General features: G+C 66.9%; 18 protein-coding genes. 10 read left to right on the top strand and 8 right to left on the bottom strand.

All coding sequences use genetic code 11. The annotated features are described in order from the left end of the window. Positions 1 to 17 precede the first annotated feature (17 nt). Together TVNIR_RS09655 and TVNIR_RS09650 are read right to left on the bottom strand one after the other, a co-directional pair. Entirely contained in the window at positions 18 to 446 is a 429-nt protein-coding gene (locus tag TVNIR_RS09655) for a hydrogenase expression/formation protein (RefSeq protein WP_015258838.1), read from the bottom strand. Then, on the bottom strand, positions 443 to 970 hold the full coding sequence (locus tag TVNIR_RS09650) for a HyaD/HybD family hydrogenase maturation endopeptidase (RefSeq protein ID WP_015258837.1): 528 nt from the start codon (positions 968 to 970) through the stop codon (positions 443 to 445). The genes TVNIR_RS09655 and TVNIR_RS09650 overlap by 4 nt, the downstream gene beginning before the upstream one ends. Positions 971 to 1346: 376 nt before the next feature. On the opposite strand from TVNIR_RS09650, the gene TVNIR_RS09645 reads away from it, so the two are divergent. Genes TVNIR_RS09645 through hypA form a run of 4 tightly spaced genes read left to right on the top strand, consistent with a single transcriptional unit; the run spans position 1347 to position 3739 of the window. Then, positions 1347 to 1643: a HypC/HybG/HupF family hydrogenase formation chaperone gene (locus tag TVNIR_RS09645; protein WP_043739574.1), complete on the top strand. Its 297-nt coding sequence runs from the start codon at positions 1347 to 1349 to the stop codon at positions 1641 to 1643. Positions 1644 to 1646: 3 nt separating this feature from the next. Beyond that, positions 1647 to 2276: a [NiFe]-hydrogenase assembly chaperone HybE gene (gene hybE, locus TVNIR_RS09640; protein WP_083499425.1), complete on the top strand. Its 630-nt coding sequence runs from the start codon at positions 1647 to 1649 to the stop codon at positions 2274 to 2276. Next, positions 2254 to 3363: a nickel-dependent hydrogenase large subunit gene (locus TVNIR_RS09635; RefSeq protein WP_015258834.1), complete on the top strand. Its 1110-nt coding sequence runs from the start codon at positions 2254 to 2256 to the stop codon at positions 3361 to 3363. The genes hybE and TVNIR_RS09635 overlap by 23 nt, the downstream gene beginning before the upstream one ends. Further along, positions 3356 to 3739 (top strand): hydrogenase maturation nickel metallochaperone HypA, encoded by a 384-nt coding sequence (gene hypA / locus TVNIR_RS09630; RefSeq protein WP_015258833.1) that lies wholly within the window; start codon positions 3356 to 3358, stop codon positions 3737 to 3739. The genes TVNIR_RS09635 and hypA overlap by 8 nt, the downstream gene beginning before the upstream one ends. A 344-nt stretch (positions 3740 to 4083) precedes the next feature. Here hypA and TVNIR_RS21270 read toward each other — a convergent pair whose 3' ends face one another. Beyond that, a complete protein-coding gene (locus TVNIR_RS21270; protein ID WP_418081017.1) occupies positions 4084 to 4329 on the bottom strand; it encodes a hypothetical protein in 246 nt (81 codons plus the stop codon). Here TVNIR_RS21270 and hypB point away from each other — a divergent pair. From hypB to TVNIR_RS09610, 3 genes are all read left to right on the top strand, one after another. Further along, positions 4324 to 5325 (top strand): hydrogenase nickel incorporation protein HypB, encoded by a 1002-nt coding sequence (gene hypB / locus TVNIR_RS20695; protein WP_418081016.1) that lies wholly within the window; start codon positions 4324 to 4326, stop codon positions 5323 to 5325. The two genes, TVNIR_RS21270 and hypB, sit on opposite strands and share 6 nt — an antisense overlap. Positions 5326 to 5645: 320 nt before the next feature. Continuing rightward, the gene (gene hypF, locus TVNIR_RS09615) at positions 5646 to 8111 is read left to right on the top strand and encodes a carbamoyltransferase HypF (RefSeq protein WP_015258829.1); all 2466 of its coding nucleotides are present in this window, start codon (positions 5646 to 5648) and stop codon (positions 8109 to 8111) included. A 255-nt stretch (positions 8112 to 8366) separates the two neighbouring features. After that, entirely contained in the window at positions 8367 to 8996 is a 630-nt protein-coding gene (locus TVNIR_RS09610) for a hypothetical protein (RefSeq protein WP_157092249.1), read from the top strand. 19 nt (positions 8997 to 9015) lie between these two features. Here the strand turns inward: TVNIR_RS09610 and TVNIR_RS09605 are convergent, their stop codons facing one another. Further along, a complete protein-coding gene (locus TVNIR_RS09605) occupies positions 9016 to 9330 on the bottom strand; it encodes a hypothetical protein (RefSeq protein ID WP_015258825.1) in 315 nt (104 codons plus the stop codon). Between the two features lie 326 nt (positions 9331 to 9656). Between TVNIR_RS09605 and TVNIR_RS09600 the strand changes: the two genes are divergently transcribed. From TVNIR_RS09600 to hypE, 3 genes are read left to right on the top strand one after another with little or no spacing between them, the layout of a single operon-like run. After that, on the top strand, positions 9657 to 9890 hold the full coding sequence (locus TVNIR_RS09600) for a HypC/HybG/HupF family hydrogenase formation chaperone (RefSeq protein ID WP_043739570.1): 234 nt from the start codon (positions 9657 to 9659) through the stop codon (positions 9888 to 9890). Then, positions 9887 to 11032, top strand: a complete 1146-nt coding sequence (gene hypD / locus TVNIR_RS09595) for a hydrogenase formation protein HypD (RefSeq protein WP_015258823.1) — start codon at positions 9887 to 9889, stop codon at positions 11030 to 11032. The genes TVNIR_RS09600 and hypD overlap by 4 nt, the downstream gene beginning before the upstream one ends. Then, positions 11029 to 12090, top strand: coding sequence for a hydrogenase expression/formation protein HypE (gene hypE, locus TVNIR_RS09590; RefSeq protein ID WP_015258822.1), 1062 nt, complete (start codon positions 11029 to 11031; stop codon positions 12088 to 12090). Before hypD ends, hypE begins: the two co-directional genes overlap by 4 nt. A gap of 681 nt (positions 12091 to 12771) precedes the next feature. Here the strand turns inward: hypE and TVNIR_RS09585 are convergent. The 4 genes from TVNIR_RS09585 to TVNIR_RS09570 all read right to left on the bottom strand — a co-directional run bounded on the left by TVNIR_RS09585 (position 12772) and on the right by TVNIR_RS09570 (position 16798). Next, positions 12772 to 13080, bottom strand: a complete 309-nt coding sequence (locus TVNIR_RS09585; RefSeq protein ID WP_015258821.1) for a hypothetical protein — start codon at positions 13078 to 13080, stop codon at positions 12772 to 12774. Next, complete coding sequence (locus tag TVNIR_RS09580; protein ID WP_043739569.1) at positions 13058 to 14911, bottom strand: Na/Pi cotransporter family protein; 1854 nt, start codon at positions 14909 to 14911, stop codon at positions 13058 to 13060. The genes TVNIR_RS09585 and TVNIR_RS09580 overlap by 23 nt, the downstream gene beginning before the upstream one ends. A gap of 11 nt (positions 14912 to 14922) precedes the next feature. Beyond that, positions 14923 to 16074, bottom strand: coding sequence for a tRNA 2-selenouridine(34) synthase MnmH (gene mnmH, locus TVNIR_RS09575; protein WP_015258819.1), 1152 nt, complete (start codon positions 16072 to 16074; stop codon positions 14923 to 14925). Positions 16075 to 16189: 115 nt separating this feature from the next. Continuing rightward, positions 16190 to 16798, bottom strand: coding sequence for a NapC/NirT family cytochrome c (locus TVNIR_RS09570; RefSeq protein WP_015258818.1), 609 nt, complete (start codon positions 16796 to 16798; stop codon positions 16190 to 16192). Positions 16799 to 16864: the final 66 nt, after the last annotated feature.

The raw sequence follows: 16864 nt of genomic DNA, 5'->3' as shown, positions 1-16864 counted from the left end.
TTGCTGAATGCGAGTGGTCACTGCTGGTTCCTTGCTGTCTGTTCGAACAGTTGCGTGAAGCGTTCGGCGCTGGCCCGGATGTCCTCGGCGTGGGTCTCCAGGATCATCGGTACGGCGCCGATCTCGATCTGCTCGGCGACGTAGTGGTCGCCGTCATGGAAATATTTGACCCACCAAACGCCGGGGAAAGCCGTTTCATAGACCTCGGTAAGCCCGGAGGCGAGGATTTTCGCCTCCACCTCTCCGCGCCCGAGCCTTTCCCGCAGCAACTCGCGGTCGACCTCGCTCAGCGGCAGGTTGCCGAGTTCGACCACCTGCCGCTCTCCGCCCCCGACAACGGTGGACAGGTGGTCGGCGATTTCGCGCAGCAGCGCCAGTGCCATGCCGCCGGGCTCGGCCTCGTTCGGGCTTCCTTCGAATTTGACGGGAATGTCTTTCAGGCTCATGACTGCCACCGGTTCACGATGTCCATCACCGCCTCGCAGGCCGCGGGAATGGCCTGGGCCACGGCGTTGGTCGGCCGGTCGCCCCAGTCCATGTCTTGCGGCTGGATCCCAACCAGTGCCCGGCGCCGGGGCAGCAGGCCCTCGAGCGCGGTGACCGCGAGCAGGTCGGACAGGCTGACCTCGTGCACGCTGCTCCGGGGGCCGGTGGTCACGAACTGATCCATCGCATCTCCCTCGAACACGCGGATGGCGCCGGGTGCGGCGCCGAGCGCCGCGGTGTCCACGACGATCAGCGAGTCGGTCGCGACGATGGCACCTGCGAGGGAGAAGCTCAGGGTGCCACCGTCCATGAACTCGACGTCCTCGCGCCCGGCATGCGTTTCCGCCAGCCGGGTCACCACGTGGACACCGGTGCCTTCGTCGGTCAGCAGGATGTTGCCGAGGCCCAGGACCAGCGTGGTGTCGGCCTTCTGGACCGCGGGTGACCGGGCGGTAGGGGTGGGGCTGGCTTCTCGAATAATCATGTCCGCTCTGCAGTCTCCGGCTACCCTGCCGGGTGAAACGAGGCCAGATCCGTATGACATCCTCGTAATTTTTATGAAGAAATCAGCGTTCTCTTATGTTGAGTCAAAGCATGCGTGAAGCGCCTCCGGGCGGCGGTGATCTAGATCATATTCGGCCCGGTTCCATTGTGGGAAGGTGGCTTGGAGACGTGGAAGTGTCATGCTCGGTCCCCTGGCGCGGGGCGGAGTTCGCGGGTACCTGCGGAGGGTACGTTAGCGGGCGAGTCCGGTCGAGCCGCCGGATCCTTGGCGGGCGTAGCGACCGCCGGCGGTGCCGAACGTGCTGAGGATCTCTCAAGGATCCGGATCGGGTGTAGGCCCTGGAGTGTGACTGGCGATGTGTCTTGGAATCCCGATGCAGGTGATCGAAAGTGGCGAATTCACCGCGCTGTGCGAACGGCGCGGCGAACAGCGCCGGCTGAACATGATGCTGGTGGGAGCGCAGCCGGTCGGGACCTGGGTACTGGCGCTCAAGGACCACGCCCGCGAAGTACTCGATCCCGAGCAGGCGAGTCAGATAGACCAGGCCGTCTGCGCGCTGGAGGCGGCCCTGCGCGGCGAGGGCGGGGTGGAAGACTACTTCCAGGACCTGGTGCTCCCTTCCCAGATCGGACCTCCGAAGCAGGTGGGGTAGGGCATGGACGAACGATATGCATCGGGGGCGTCGGGCGGCGGAGCGGGTAGCGGCGGGCAGGGCCTTCCGCCGCGGCCGTCCGCCGCCCGTGAACCGGTGTCTGTGGAAGCCGACGTCGAAGCTTGGGCCGAGCGCGTCGAGCAGGCTTTTCATGCGATCGAGGCCGAGCGCATGCGCGCGATGGCTCTCGTCAATCCCGCGCTGCAGGTCGAAGCCGTGGGGTTTCGCCGCATGCGCGGTGGCGTGCTCGGTGTGCTGATCACGCCGTGGTCGATGATCCTGTTGCGAATACCCGACGCCGGCACATTGCGCGTGGGTGCGACCGCGGCGCGCGATTTGCCGCGGGGGGCGGTGGACTTTGTCGGCGCGTACGAAGACAGAATCGGCGCCTACGAGAGTTGCTCGCTGTTTTCGCCGATGTTCGATTTCCCCGACCAGGCGACCGCCCGCGCGGTCGCCGACGAAGTGCTCGCGCAGCTCTGGGCGACGACGGACGAGATCCCTGCCGCGCGGCCGCAGGCACGCGCCGGCGGCGGCCCATTGGCCGCGCTACGCCGCAATGCCGATCACGACCTGGACCGGCGCGGTTTCCTGCGGGGAGCCTTTCTGCGTGACGACCCCGATTCCCGCTGAAGGCCGGGTCGAACTCCGGATCCGGTGGAACGGCGATGCGGTGACGGCTGCCACCGTGCAGTCGCACCGTCCGCAGCCGGGGCGTCTGCTGCGCGGGCAACCGCCGGCGCAGGCTCTGGCAGTGATCCCGCGCCTGTTCAGCCTCTGTGGCGATGCCCAGGCGGTTGCGGTCGAGGCTTTGCTGGCCCTGCGGGACCGGGGCGCGATCGACGCAGGCCAGCGTGCGGTATGGGCCGGGCGAATCCGGCTGGAATTCCTGCGCGAGCATCTGTGGCGCCTGGGACTGGACTGGACGCGGATGGCCGGTTCGGGACCGCTCGCGGACCCCCTGCGGGCGCTGCTGGCCGCGCAGGAACGGTTTGCAGCCGACCCGGAGGCCGCGCGCTCCTGGGCGGCGGACACGCTACGCGCCCTGTTCGGATCGCGCCCCGGCCCGGGAACGGCCATGCAGGATCCCGACGGCTTCGGGCGCTGGCTGAGTCGGGATTCGGCGCCGCTGGCCGCGTTGCTGCGGGAACTCGCTCCCCGGCTGCAAGGCCGTGGCGTGTCCCGCGCACCGCTCTTCGGTGCGACGGATCTGCAGGCCTGGGTCGCGCAGGCACCCGCGCGCCTGCAGGCCGATGGGGATTATCACTGGCGGCCCGATCACGAGGGGCGCGTCTTCGAGATGGGACCGCTGGCGCGGCTGCGGGCGCATCCGGTGCTGGCGCTCGCCGATGGCCGCGCCGACGCCTGGCACCGGGTGCTGGCGCGGGTGCTGGAACTGGGGCAGGGGTTACAATCCCTGGTGGACGAAAAACCGTGGCCGCATGCACTCCATGGCGAGACTGCGCTCGGCCAGGCAGTGGTGGCGCTGGAGATGGTACGCGGGGTATTGCTGCACTGGGTGCAGGTCGAGGATGGACGGATCGCAGAGTACCGGATCGTTGCGCCCACCGAGTGGAATTTCCACCCGCAGGGGCCGGCGGCGCAGGGGCTGATCGGGATCCGGGCGGCCGGCGAGGCGGCGCTGCGCGAACAGGTCGCGCTGCAGGTGATGGCGCTGGATCCCTGCGTGCAGCACCAACTGGAGATCGCGGATGCATGAGATGTCGCTGGCCGAGGGGATCCTGCAGATCATCGAGGACCAGGCCGCGCAGCGCGGTTTCCACCGCGTGCGACGGGTCCGGCTCGAGGTCGGAGAACTGTCCGGCGTGGAGCTCGACGCGCTGCGGTTCGGCTTCGATGCGGTGATGGCCGACAGCATCGCGTCAGGAGCCGTGCTCGAGATTGTCGAGGTGCCGGGAGAGGGCTGGTGCCTCGACTGCAACACGACGGTGGCGATCGGCGCACTGTTCGACGCCTGCCCGCTGTGCGGCAGCTACCGCGTGCGTGCGTCCGGTGGGATGGACATGCGGGTCCTAGATCTGGAGGTTGAGACCGTCGCCGATTGCACCGAGGCTGCGGAGGGACATGCGCGCTGAGAAACGTTCGCGGTTCCTGCGAAAGGCTTCGCGAACGTGAGCCAGCGCAATATCGCCGGCGACCGTGCGTGGCAAGTTTGAAGACAGGGAAACTGGCTCCAGGTGGGATCGGGGCACACAATGACGGTCTGCGGCCACCTCGGTAGCAGGAACGGTGTAGTCGACGATTACAGGAGGCTGTGATGTGTACGGTATGCGGATGCGGGGAAGGTGAGGCCCGGGTCGAAGGACAGGCCGTGCGCGGCCACGAACACGAGCATCGCCATGCCGATGGCACGGTGCACAGTCATTCCCACGCCCACGCCCACGCCCACGCCCACGCCCACGGCGCGGCACATGAACATTCACACGAACATCACCACGAGCATCGGCACGCGGACGGCACGGTTCACAGTCACGCGCACGATCATGCGGGCGAACACCTGCACGGGCACGAGCACCATCACCACCATGAGCATGTGCACGAGCACGCGGATGGTACAGTGCACCTTCACGTCCACGATCACGCCGACGAGCACGGCCACGGTGCGGGGCACGACCATCGGCACCGGCATGCGCATTCCCACCAGCATGCGGATGGTACCGTGCATGCCCATCCGCACGACCATGCTGCGGCCCACGGTCACGGCGCCGATCACGACCACGGGCATGGGCAGCCCCACCAGCACGAGCACCGCCACGCCGACAGCACCGTACACAGTCACCCCCATGATCACGATGGCGCCCACGGCCACGGGACCGCGCACGATCATGTCCACGCCGGCGAGGCAATGGCCGAGCGCGGTGATGATCTGCACTACGGCCACGGGCCGGCCCACGTCCATGCGCCGGGAATGACCCAGGAGCGCATGGTCCGGATCGAACAGGATATCCTCGGCAAGAACAACGCCTACGCGAACAGCAACCGCGAACACTTTCAGCGCCACGGCATCCTTGCGCTGAACCTCGTCTCCAGTCCCGGTTCCGGCAAGACCAGCCTGCTGACCGCGACCATCGAACGCCTGCGGGGCCGCTACCCGATCAGCGTGGTCGAAGGCGACCAGCAGACCAGCCACGACGCCGAGCGCATCCGCGCAACCGGCGCACCGGCAGTGCAGGTCAATACCGGCAAGGGCTGCCACCTCGACGCGCACATGGTCGGACACGCCGTGCAGCACCTGAAACTCGAGGGGCGCGGTCTGCTGCTGATCGAGAACGTCGGCAACCTGGTCTGCCCGTCGGCGTTCGATCTTGGCGAGGCGCACAAGGTGGTTATCCTCTCGGTCACCGAGGGCGAGGACAAGCCGTTGAAATACCCGGACATGTTCCACGCCTCCGACCTGATGATCCTGAACAAGGTCGACCTGCTTCCGTACCTGGATTTCGACGTCGAGCGCTGCATCGAGTACGCGCGCCGGATCAATCCGGATCTCGAGGTATTGCAGGTCTCGGCACGTACCGGCGAGGGCATGGACGCGTGGGTCGCCTGGCTGGATCAGGCCATGGGGCAGGACGCCCCCGCGGAATCCGCCGAGGAACTCGAAGCACTTCGCCGCCGCGTCGCGGAACTCGAGGCCCAGCTGCAGGAGGCCCGGCAGGGGCGCTGAACCGGGCATGACGTCAGCGTGAAAAGGCAGCCACGGAAGGACACGGACAGAACGGAAAATGGCTGATATTCAATGTCTTGCTCTATTTCCGTGTGCTTGCGTGGCCCGTTTTCATCCTTCGGTGTGCCTCGCGGCCGAGGGCATGAGAGTTAGCGTGAAAGAAGCGTCCCGGCGACGGAAGAGGCCGAAGGCCGTCATCGGCCATGCGGCGTTGGCAAGAACCAGGAGCGTGCGACAGCCGCGGTACTCGTCGGCGGATGACGGCTTTCGGGCGCTTCCGCCATACGCGTGCCTTGTGGTCCGGAGTGGCTGCCCGCGCCATGATCATTAGGACTGACCCCATCCGCCGCCATGTCCGCGTGCGCGGCCAGGTGCAGGGCGTCGGGTTCCGCCCCTACGTCTACGGCCTTGCCGTCGAACTCGGCCTGACCGGATGGGTCCTGAACGACGCGGCCGGTGTCGATCTCGAAATCCAGGGCGACCCGCAGGCCGTCGCGGACTTCCTGCGCCGCATTGCCGCCGAGGCACCGCCGCTGGCCCGCGTGGACGCGGTCGAGACGACCGAGCGTGCGCCGGAACCGCCGGATGGCGAACCCGCGTTCCGGATCGCCCCCAGCCGCGCCGGCGCGGTACGCACCGGGATCACTCCGGACGCCGCGGTCTGTGCGGCCTGCCTGGAAGAGCTTTTCGACCCGAACGACCGGCGCTACCGCTACCCGTTCATCAACTGCACCCACTGCGGTCCCCGCTACACGCTGACTCGAGCGCTCCCCTACGACCGCCCGAACACCAGCATGGCGGCGTTCTCCCAGTGCCCGCCCTGCCAGCACGAGTACGACGACCCGGCTCACCGCCGCTTTCACGCGCAGCCGAACGCCTGTCCGGACTGTGGTCCGCGCCTCACGCTGCTGAAGCCGGACGGTGCGCCGATCGCCGCTGCCGATCCGCTTGCCGAAACCGTGCGTCGGCTGAAAGCGGGCGAGATCCTGGCAGTGAAGGGCCTGGGTGGTTTCCATCTGCTCTGCGATGCGCGCAACGCCGACAGTGTCGCCCGTCTGCGTGCACGTAAACACCGTGAGGAGAAGCCGCTCGCGGTGATGGCAGCGGACCTGCGCGCACTGGACGGCCTGGTGGAAATCGGCGACGCGGAAGAACAGTTGCTGCGCTCCCGCGACCGCCCGATCGTGCTGCTGCGCAAGGCGCGGGAATGCGACGAGACGCTTCCCGGCGTTGCCCCTGGGCTTGCCTGGCTGGGGGCGATGCTCGCGTACACGCCGCTGCACTACCTGCTGTTCCACGAGGCCGCGGGACGCCCCGTCGGCACTGCCTGGCTCGAGGCGGAGGATGTCGACCCTTGGCTGCTGGTCTGCACCTCGGCCAACCCTGGCGGTGAACCGCTGGTGACCGATAACGCTGAAGCCGTGCAGCGTCTGGCTGGCATCGCCGACGCGCTGCTGGTGCACGACCGCGACATCCTCGTTCGCTGCGACGACTCGGTGATCCGCGTCGGCGCCGGCGGCGCGGCCTTCCTGCGCCGCGCGCGCGGCTACACGCCGAACGCGATCCGCCTGCCACACAGTGGTCCCTCGGTACTGGCATTGGGTGCCTGGCTGAAGAACACCCTCTGCGTGACCCGCGATGACCAGGCCTTCCTGTCCCCGCACATCGGCGACCTCGACAACGCCGCGACCTGCCGTTCGCTGGACGACAGCGCGCGGCACCTGCTCGGCATCCTCGAGATCCGGCCCGAACGCATCGCCTGCGATCAGCACCCGGATTTCTACAGCAGTCAGCTTGCGGCCGCGATGGCGGCAGAACTCGATGTCCCGCTGATCCGCGTGCAGCACCACCATGCCCATCTCGCGGCGGTACAGGCCGAGCACGGACTCGAGGGCCCGGTACTCGGCATCGCGATGGACGGTGTCGGTCTGGGCAGCGACGGGACCCCCTGGGGTGGGGAGCTGCTGCGCCTGGACGGTGCGGATTTCGAACGTCTCGGCCACCTCGCACCGCTCGCGCTCCCCGGCGGCGACCGCGCCGCGCGCGAGCCCTGGCGCATGGCCGCCGCCGCGCTGCACGCGCTGGGCCGGGGAGGGGAGGTCGCCGCGCGCTTCCCCGAACAGCCGCTGGCGGTCCAACTCGCCGAAGTGCTGGAGCGCGGCATCCACAGCCCGCTGAGCACCAGCCTCGGCCGCCATTTCGACGCCGCCGCCGGCCTGCTCGGCCTCAAGCCCGTTCAGCGCTTCGAGGGCCAGGCCGCGATGTTGCTGGAGGGCCTCGCCGAATGGTACGGCCATGCCGAGCCAGTTGCGGATGGCTGGCATATCGAGGCCGACCACAGCCTGAACCTGCTGCCGCTGCTCGCCTGGCTGGCGGACGTTGGGCAGCCAGGCGGCGCGCCGCTGCGTCCCACCGGAGTACAGGTCCCGACATCCGGAAATACGGGAACCAGCTTCCGCACTTCAAACGACGCTGCCACCGAACACGGGTGCTCGCCGCCGCTTTCGTTTACTCGAGATCGATGCGCCCGCCAGGCGTACGCGGCCGCCGTGTTCCATGCCACGCTCGCTGCCGCGCTGGCCGGCTGGATCGGCCCGGTCGCCGAGGCCACCGGCATTCGCCACCTCGTCTTCAGCGGGGGCTGCGTGCTGAACCAGGTCCTGATGACCGAACTCGAACGGCGATTGACCGCCGTGGACGTCCATGTCCACCTCCCGCGCCTCGCGCCTGCCAACGACGGGGGTCTCAGCCTCGGCCAGGCGTGGATCGCGATGAACGCACGATAGGGGGCGGCTTAACCCGAGTTATGCACGGGAGCAGAGAAAAAGTCTCCTTCATCCGATCCGGACCCGATCGCAATTCCGGCTACACCGCTCTCGCGCTGTTCCTGCATCAGTCAGGCATCCGTGGCCCGTTTATCGGGCGGGATTTTCATCACTGCCTGGTCGAACTGGCAGTACGTTGTGCTGGGTTTGACCCTCCTCACGACGCTGCTCGTGTACGGCGTGCCTTGGACCTGGCAGGCGTGAGGTCGATGGGCGATGAGCGGTAAACGCATGCAGTCCGCCAGGCGCCGCCGGGTGCCTCCATCCGCGGTGCTGCTCAGCTGGAACGGCACGCTGCCTTGGTTTGCGCCGATGCGCGAGGGCGGCCCGGGACGACCGATCTCGCTTGCGCTGAACACCGTGATGGCGGTCTTCCTACTGTTCCTGGGAATCGACCAGACGGAGAAAGGTGGGCTTGGAGGGGCGGGTCCGGCGCTGATTCTGCTGGCCGTCACCTGGCTGGGGTTTCTGGTGCTCTGGCTGCTGATCAAGGGCATGCTGCGTGGTCGGGATGTGACGTTCGTACTGGACACGAAAGGGGTTCATATCCGGCCCTCGGTAGGCCAGAGGAAGCTGGACCGGAGGATGTCGCGGCTGGTTCGGATCGTGTTCCTGTTCACCTGGAAAGGGGGGCAATGGGCCGCATGGCTTCCCTCAACCCGGTGGCGCGAGATCCGCGAGGTGCTGTTCGATGACCGTTCGCGCGAAATCCTTGTCCGTGGAGGCGCGTGGGATATCCGCCTGCTCTGCGATCCCGGCCACCATCGCGACGCCCGCGCGATCATCGAGGCCCGACTTCCAGCACGTTCGCGGGTGAGGACGTCGTCGTTCGGCGGCGAACTGTAATCGCAAGGCGGGAGGCCGGCTACTTGATCGGCACGATATTGCCGCTGGCGGGGGTGATGTCCTTGGCCTGCGCCAGACGGAGGAGGTCGGGAGGTACGTTCCAGCGTTCCCCCTCGTCGGTGACCACGGTCACCGTTTTCTTGTTGTACTTGACCAGCAGGCCCGTCACCCGGGGGCGCCCGGGTGGGTCGAACATGACCCGTTGCCCGATGTTGAATTTCATCATCGCGCCGTGGGCGCGCATCTGTTGGAGGAACTTCAGACGCTCGACGATCCGGTGGTTCAGGTTGATCAGTTCCGCTTCGGTGAGTTCGTCGATATCGATCTGGGGCACGGTATCATCCTCAGGATCCAGGGTATCGCACAGTTTATCGGGGGAGGGCAGGAAGCGAAATCGCGGGTCGTACGGGTTTGAGCAGCAACATGTGACGGGGTAGACGCGCCGCTCTGTTGTGCGGCAAGGCCTGCGCGCGAGTCTCCCGCCGGCCTGTCCCCTGCCGGTTTCGGGATCGCCAAGGAGCCCACGTGCAGCACGATCGTCAGTTCGGAGCGCATTTCACCCGAATGTTCCATCGACGCGGCATGGCTCCTCGCCGTGCTCGGTCCGCGGCCGGGCCGCGGTATCTTGCGCTGCACGCGGGGAGAACCGAGAATCGGCACATGTGTCTAGCGATCCCCGTGAAGGTGGTTGAACTGCTGGAGGCCGAACAGGCCCTGGTCGATGTCGGCGGCGTGCGCAAGGAAGTCGACGTGAGTCTGGTCGATGGCGTGGCTGAGGGCGACTACGTGATCCTGCATGTCGGTTTCGCGATCAACCGTCTCGACGAGACGGAGGCGCAGCGCACGCTCGCGATGCTGCGCGAGATGGGTGTCGAGCCGGGAGCCGCGGCGTGAAATACGTCGACGAGTTCCGCGACGGCAAGGTCGCCCGCAATCTCGCGAGGACCATCGCCGCCGAAGTCCAGCCTGAACGCCGCTACCACCTGATGGAGTTCTGCGGCGGCCACACGCACGCGATCTCGCGCTACGGTCTGCGCGACCTGCTGCCGCCGGAGGTACGGTTCATCCACGGCCCCGGTTGCCCGGTCTGTGTATTGCCGGTCGGGCGCATCGACAGCGCGATCGAGCTGGCGCGCGACCACGGTGCGATCCTCTGCAGCTACGGCGACCCGCTGCGGGTGCCGGCATCGGGGCGCATGAGCCTGCTCCGTGCGAAGGCCGAGGGTGCGGACATCCGCATGGTTTACTCCAGCGCCGATGCGCTGAAGATCGCGCGCGAGAATCCCGATCGCGAGGTCGTGTTCTTCGCGATCGGCTTCGAGACCACCACGCCGCCGACCGCGGTGGCCTTGCGCCAGGCCCGCGCCGAGGGGCTGAAGAACTTCAGTGTTTTCGTGAACCACGTGCTGACGCCGTCGGCGATCCAGAACATCCTCGAGTCGCCCGAGGTGCGCGAGCTGGGCACGGTGCCGCTGGACGGCTTCATCGGACCTTCGCATGTCTCGACGATCATCGGCAGCCGGCCCTACGAATTCTTCGCCGAGGAGTTCCAGAAGCCGGTGGTGATCGCCGGCTTCGAGCCGCTGGACGTGCTGCAGTCGGTGCTGATGCTGGTGCGCCAGTTGAACGAGGGCCGGGCCGAAGTCGAGAACCAGTTCAGCCGTGCGGTGACCCGCGAGGGCAACCTGAAGGCGCAGGCGCTGGTCGCCGAGATATTCGAGCTGCGCGACCGCTTCGAGTGGCGCGGGCTCGGCGAGGTGCCGTACAGCGCGCTGCGCATCCGCGACGCGTACCGCGATTTCGACGCCGAGGTCCGCTTCGAACTGCCGTACCGCTCGGTTCCGGACCACAAGGCCTGCGAGTGCGGCGCGATCCTGCGTGGACTGAAGCAGCCGCAGGAATGCAAGGTTTTCGGGACCGTCTGCACCCCGGACAACCCGCTCGGCTCGTGCATGGTCTCGGCCGAAGGCGCCTGCGCGGCGTACTACACCTACGGACAGTTCACGAAGATAACCGCGGTCGCCGAGGCGTCGTGAGCGCGAACCCGAAGACGGTGAAGCGGGGCTACATTCGCCCGCTGGACCTGAAGCACGGCAAGGTCGAGATGGCGCACGGCGGCGGCGGTCGCGCGATGGCGCAGCTGATCGACGAGTTGTTCCAGTTGGCGTTCGACAACCCCTGGCTGCGCCAGGCGAACGACCAGGCACTGCTGACCCGGCCCGAGGGCCGGATCGTGATGGCGACCGACAGCCACGTGGTCGCGCCGCTGTTTTTCCGGGGCGGCGACATTGGCAGCCTGTCGGTGCACGGTACGATCAATGATGTTGCGACCAGCGGCGCGCGCCCGCTGTGGCTCTCCGCCGGCTTCATCCTGGAGGAGGGCTTCCCGCTCGCCGATCTGAAGCGCATCGTCGACTCGATGGCGGCGGCCGCGAAGGCGGCGGGTGTGCCGATCGTCACCGGCGACACCAAGGTCGTCGAGCGCGGAAAGGGCGACGGCGTGTTCATCAACACCACCGGCGTCGGTGTGGTGCCGGACGGCATCGAGATCTCCGGGGACCGTGCGCGTCCCGGCGACAGAATTCTCGTCAGCGGCTTCCTCGGCGACCACGGCGTCGCGATCATGTCGCTGCGCGAGAACCTGAGCTTCAGCACCAGCATCCAGTCCGACTCGGCCGCACTGCACGAGCTGATCGCGGCGATGATTGCGGCCGCGCCGGGTATCCACTGCCTGCGCGACCCGACTCGCGGCGGGCTCGCGGCGACGCTGAACGAGATCGCACGGCAGTCGGGCGTGGGGATGACGATCCGCGAGGACGATATCCCGGTACGCGAAGAGGTCGATGCCGCCTGCGAACTGCTGGGGCTCGACCCGCTCTATGTCGCCAACGAGGGCAAGGTGGTTGCGGTCTGCCCGCCGGAATCGGCCGAGCGGCTGCTTGCTGCGATGCGTGCCCACCCGCTCGGCCAGGATGCTGCGATTATCGGCGAGGTGGTGGCCGACGAACACGCGTTCGTGCAGATGCAAACGAGCTTCGGCGGGCGCCGCAACGTCGATTGGATCTCCGGCGAACAACTCCCCCGCATCTGCTGATCGGCCGCTGTCCGGGTGACGGGTCGTGCTGGCAGCGCGGTTGGGGTAGTTCAGGGAACCTGTGTTTACCCGTCTGGCCACGGGTGACCCGCTCCATTCCCCGTGGTGCGACACCGAAGCCCGGCAAGCGGGGGTTACCCCGAACCCGTACCGCGCCTGCCGCGATGCCCCGCCGCAGGCTGGCCCGCAGGCCGGACGCAGCGAGTAATCCAAGCGGCACACGAGACATCAGTAGCGTATCGATCGCCACGTCCCGTCACGCCGCGCTCGTAGCTAAAGGCTTCGCTCCTCGCGACCTGATTATCACGGAAGCTCCGCAAGCTGGACTGGGCCATCTTCGAAACCAGCGTCATCGCGAGGAGCGAAGCGACGTGGCGATCCAGAGGGCGATGGTCCCCCCCCGCGCCGTCTGGATTATTCGCTGCGCTCACCCTGCGGGCCAGCCTTCGGCTGTTCAATGCGCTGCGCGCATCAGTGCCGCGCTTCGCTCGCAATGACGACCGACGCGGAGAGGTATCGCACTGGCTGAGGAGGTTTCGTGATAATCAGCTTCCCAACCCCGGGCCGGGGAAGGCGTTCGCGGAGAAACGGGACTGCGGCACGGCACGTTGGTGCTGTGGTAACCCACTGATTTTACTGGAGTCTGGAAATTTGTTTCTCAAGAGGCCTCGCGATGCCGAATCAATCTGCCTTTCCCGTCGCCCGTCGCTCGGTCACCTTGGGGTCAGGAGCTTTGCCCCGTTGGTGGGCACGCAGTTGCCGAACCCGGTCGAGGCCCTTCTGGCGCTGGGCGTGGACGACCTCGAGTTTCGCCTGGATTTCCTGGCGTTCGTCCGGGTCGGGGTGTGCCTCGAGCTTCGCGCGCAGCCGCGTCTCCTTTTCCTCGAGTTTCTGTAATACCTCCTGGATTGACTCCAGTTCCGCACGCTGTTCGGCCCAATCCTTGTCCAGGAAATGACCGAGGCGTTCAAGAAGCTTTCGGGTCTTCATCGGCGTGTTCCCCGGGATGTGGACGTTCCGCGGCACCGCTGGCCATGCGCTCGATTTCCTGCCGGTCCAGTGCCAGACGTTCGTCGGCCAGATGGTCGGCCGGTTCGTCGCTGAGCAGCAGTGCGTGGGCGGCATCAATCAGGTTTTCGGCAATCGTATAGGCGTAGGCCTCGTCATTCATCAGCGAGGTGGCGATATGCGCCGACAGGTGGTGGTCGCGAATCGCCTGGTTGATCTTTTCCATCAGGCTGCGGTGCGATGTTTCAAGCGAGAGTTTGAGCGAATCGAGTGACAGGCTGGTGACGGCCCCGGGCTCCTGGTTTCGTAACTGCCCAATTTCCCGCAGGAGCCTGGCAAGCTGCAGGCGCAGCGCATCATAATGCCGTCTCACCATCGGGTCGAATGCGGTGCCATAGCGCGCTAGGTTCTTGTGCAGATGCTTCATGGCCTTCACCGCCTCGACGATGTCGCGGCTGGCCTGCTGCAGCGCGTAAAGCCGCCGGACCCAGTGTTCCGACAGCTCGCGCCGCTGCTGCACATCCGCGATGAAGGCGACGATGGCGCTGTGCAGGCTCTTGATCTTCTGTTCGTAGGCGTCGTCCACGTCCAGCGGCATGATCCTGCGGGTATTCCGGACCGCCTCCGTCAGGGACCGCTCGGAGTCGATGACCGCACGGCGCAGGCTGAGTCCATGGGCGATCAGCCCGTGGGCATTGTCTAGCAGGTGCCCGACCTCCCGGCGTACCGCGGTTACCGCGGTTGCGGGTGTCTTCAGCGCATCCTCATAGAGGTAACGGGGCTGTTCGGCCGGACGCGGTGCGAAACGCACGCGCCGAATCAGTTCGCGTTCCAGCATGCGCACGAAGGGGGCCAGAATCGCGACGCCGAGCAGGTTGAACAGGGTATGGAACAGCGCCAGCTTCAGCAGGTAGTCGTCCTTGGCAATGCCCACCATGCCGGCGATCCGCTCCACGGCCCAGGCCATCTGCTCGATGAGCAGGATCGCGATGGCCGCGGTCAGCACGTTGAACAGCACGTGGGCGACCGCGAGGCGCCGACCGCCGAGGTTGGCGGCCATGCCCCCGGCCGCAGTGGTGATCGCGCTACCGAGGTTCGCGCCAATCGCCAGTGCCAGGGCATTATCGTAGGTGACCTGTCCGGCTGCCAGCGCGGCGATGGTCACCAGCAACGTCGCGTGGCTGGACTGCATCACGACGGTCATCAGCATGCCGATGGCGGTGAATAGCAGTACGCCGGCGAGTCCCGGAACCGCGTAGGCGGCAAGGTCGAAGCCTTCCTGGAAGGCTTCGAAGCCCTCCTTCATGAAATGGATGCCAAGGAACAGGAAACCGACGCCGAGGAACAGGTAGCCGATCCCCTTCAGGATGCGGTCCCGGTTCAGCAGCAGGATGACGCCGAACACCAGCATCGGCGCCGCATAGGCGGCGATGTCGACCCGCAGGCCGAAACCGGCGATCAGCCAGGCCCCGGTGGTGGTGCCGAGGTTCGCACCCATGATCACGCCGATGCCTGCGGCGAGGCTGATCATCTCGGCGCTGACAAACGAGATCGTGACCAGCGAAACCAGTGTGCTGGACTGCATTACCGTGGTGGTCACGATGCCGAAGCCGATACTCTTCCACAGGCGGTCGGTCGAATGGCGCAGTGCCGACTCGAGCGTGCCGCCGGTGAAGGTCTTGAAACCGGTCTCGAGCGCGATCATGCCGAACAGGAAGAGGGCAACGCCGGCGGCGACATCGCTCAGATGCGGACTTGCCCAGAATGCCCAAGCCAGCAACACGAAGGTGACTGGCAGCAGGGTTCGGCGCATCACGGGTCGGCTCAGCCGAAGGCCGCCTTCGGATCGGCAGGGATCGGCGACGCGGTACGCTCCTGCAGAAACTCGAGGATCTCATAACGGCGGCCGACGAAAACCGGCGCGGCCCCGGGTTTGCGCCGCAACGCGTGGTCGTATTGCGGATCGTAGTACTCGTGGAGGAGGCGGCCGATCCAGTCCCGATGCACCTCGGCGGAGCCGGTGCGGCGATGTTCGTCGAGCGCTTGTCTAAGCGCGGTGTTCAGCGTCGAGTGCCGCTGGCCCCCGAGCCGGTTGCGGATCCGGTCGAGGGCGGCAAGCAGTTCGGCACCGAGCCGGTCGAGCGCCTGTTCGGGTCCGTAGAAACGGGAATACTCGCCCAGCGGATCGACGATATAGTCTTCCAGCGTGACCTGTATCCGGCTGGACATCGGTTCTTCGATCAGCACGCGCGGGGCTGTCTGCATCCGGGCAAACAGTACCGGGGGAATCAGACGATGGCCGATCAGCTTGCTTTCGTCCTCCAGCACGACCGGCCGGACCCCGCCGGTCGCTTGGCGGGCGTGCAAACGCAGGAATTCGATTGCGATGGCGTTCTCGAAATCGATCTGGGTCGGCTGGCCTCCGGGGCGCCGGCCGAAGGCCGAACCCCGGTGCCGCGCATGGCCTTCCAGATCGACAGCCTGTTCCATGGCCGCGATTACCCGCGTCTTCCCGCAGCCTGTGCGTCCGGCGAGCGTCCAGATCGGGATCCCCGGCAGGGTCCGTGCGAGGCTTTCCAGCAGGAACCTGCGCATCGCCTTGTAGCCCCCACCGAGCCTCGGCAGCGGCTGCCCGGCCTCCGCCAGCCACCGCTGCACCGTGGCGGACCGCAGGCCACCACGGAAACAGTAGACCCGCCCGTCGGGGTGGCGCGCGTGCCAGTCCAGCCAGGACTCGATGCGTCGCTCGCGCTTTTGCCCGGACACCAGGCGATGTCCGAGTTCGATTGCTGCCTGCTCCCCGCGCTCCTTGTAGCAGAGGCCGACTGCGTGACGCTCCGCGTCGTCCAGCAGCGGCTGGTTGTCGGCCGTGGGGAACGCGCCCTGCCGGAATTCTCCGGGCGAGCGCACGTCCAGCAGCGGAATGCCCTCGAGAAAAATCCGCGCATAGTCCTGGAGGATGACGGTGTCGTTCATGGCACGAGCTTACAGCGGAGCACGCGGTCGAGACCACCGGACGGGGCGGCGCGGCCGCGGGCGGGCCCCTGAGGTGCCCTGCACGGGGCATTCAGCGCCCGCGCTGTCGCGATACTCAGTCGTTCGTCGCGTATTTTCGTGCGGCATCGGCAGGGTGGAGGTGAGCCACGCCCTCATGGCAGTCAATGCAGGTGTTGTCGGTAGTTTCCATCCGTTGGTGCATCCGTTCGGCCCGGGCGCTCTGACCGCTGAACGAGTCGACGTGGTGGCAGTTGCGGCAGGCCTGCGAGTCGTTGGCCCGCATCCGCTCCCAGACGCGTTCGGCCATCTCGCCGCGCCGGGCCTCGAAACGCTCGCGCGTACTGATCGAGCGCAGCACGAACTCGTGGTAGCCGTCGCGGATCCCCGCCGTGGTCTTCACGATCAGCTTGTCGGGGTACTGCTTCGGGATGTGGCAGTCGGCACAGCCGGCACGCATGCCGCTGGGGTTGGAATAGTGGACCGATTCCTTCCACTCGGGGTAGATGAACTCTTCGTGCGAGTGACAGGCGGTGGCACAGAAGGCGTCGGTGCTGGTGGCCTCGATCGCCACGCTCGAGCCGACCATCGTTGCTGCACCGACCAGGAACGCCAGAAAGCCTCCGAGCGGGATCCCGAGCAGCCATCGCGTTCGCGGCCAGCCCCACAGGCCGCGGCGTCGGGTCTTCTTCGGCTGGACGGGCATGGCGCGATGCTCCTCAGTGCTGGCTACGGATTGCAGACCTTGCGGCCCCGGTTGAGCCTGCGCCCG

The organism is Thioalkalivibrio nitratireducens DSM 14787 (assembly GCF_000321415.2).
In the GTDB taxonomy this organism is placed as follows: domain Bacteria; phylum Pseudomonadota; class Gammaproteobacteria; order Ectothiorhodospirales; family Ectothiorhodospiraceae; genus Thioalkalivibrio; species Thioalkalivibrio nitratireducens.
Note: the sequence above shows the minus strand (reverse complement) of the source record. Positions and strands in the feature narration are given on the sequence as shown.

Excerpts from the sequence above, each read along its gene's own strand:
- hypF (WP_015258829.1), top strand. The coding sequence starts at position 5,646 with ATGATCATTAGGACTGACCCCATCCGCCGCCATGTCCGCGTGCGCGGC.
- hypA (WP_015258833.1), top strand. The coding sequence starts at position 3,356 with ATGCATGAGATGTCGCTGGCCGAGGGGATCCTGCAGATCATCGAGGAC.
- TVNIR_RS09600 (WP_043739570.1), top strand. The coding sequence starts at position 9,657 with ATGTGTCTAGCGATCCCCGTGAAGGTGGTTGAACTGCTGGAGGCCGAA.
- mnmH (WP_015258819.1), bottom strand. The coding sequence starts at position 16,074 with ATGAACGACACCGTCATCCTCCAGGACTATGCGCGGATTTTTCTCGAG.
- TVNIR_RS09650 (WP_015258837.1), bottom strand. The coding sequence starts at position 970 with ATGATTATTCGAGAAGCCAGCCCCACCCCTACCGCCCGGTCACCCGCG.
- TVNIR_RS21270 (WP_418081017.1), bottom strand. The coding sequence starts at position 4,329 with ATGCACGGTACCATCCGCATGCTGGTGGGAATGCGCATGCCGGTGCCG.
- TVNIR_RS09585 (WP_015258821.1), bottom strand. The coding sequence starts at position 13,080 with ATGAAGACCCGAAAGCTTCTTGAACGCCTCGGTCATTTCCTGGACAAG.
- hybE (WP_083499425.1), top strand. The coding sequence starts at position 1,647 with ATGGACGAACGATATGCATCGGGGGCGTCGGGCGGCGGAGCGGGTAGC.
- TVNIR_RS09580 (WP_043739569.1), bottom strand. The coding sequence starts at position 14,911 with ATGCGCCGAACCCTGCTGCCAGTCACCTTCGTGTTGCTGGCTTGGGCA.
- TVNIR_RS09655 (WP_015258838.1), bottom strand. The coding sequence starts at position 446 with ATGAGCCTGAAAGACATTCCCGTCAAATTCGAAGGAAGCCCGAACGAG.
- TVNIR_RS09645 (WP_043739574.1), top strand. The coding sequence starts at position 1,347 with ATGTGTCTTGGAATCCCGATGCAGGTGATCGAAAGTGGCGAATTCACC.
- TVNIR_RS09570 (WP_015258818.1), bottom strand. The coding sequence starts at position 16,798 with ATGCCCGTCCAGCCGAAGAAGACCCGACGCCGCGGCCTGTGGGGCTGG.
- TVNIR_RS09610 (WP_157092249.1), top strand. The coding sequence starts at position 8,367 with ATGAGCGGTAAACGCATGCAGTCCGCCAGGCGCCGCCGGGTGCCTCCA.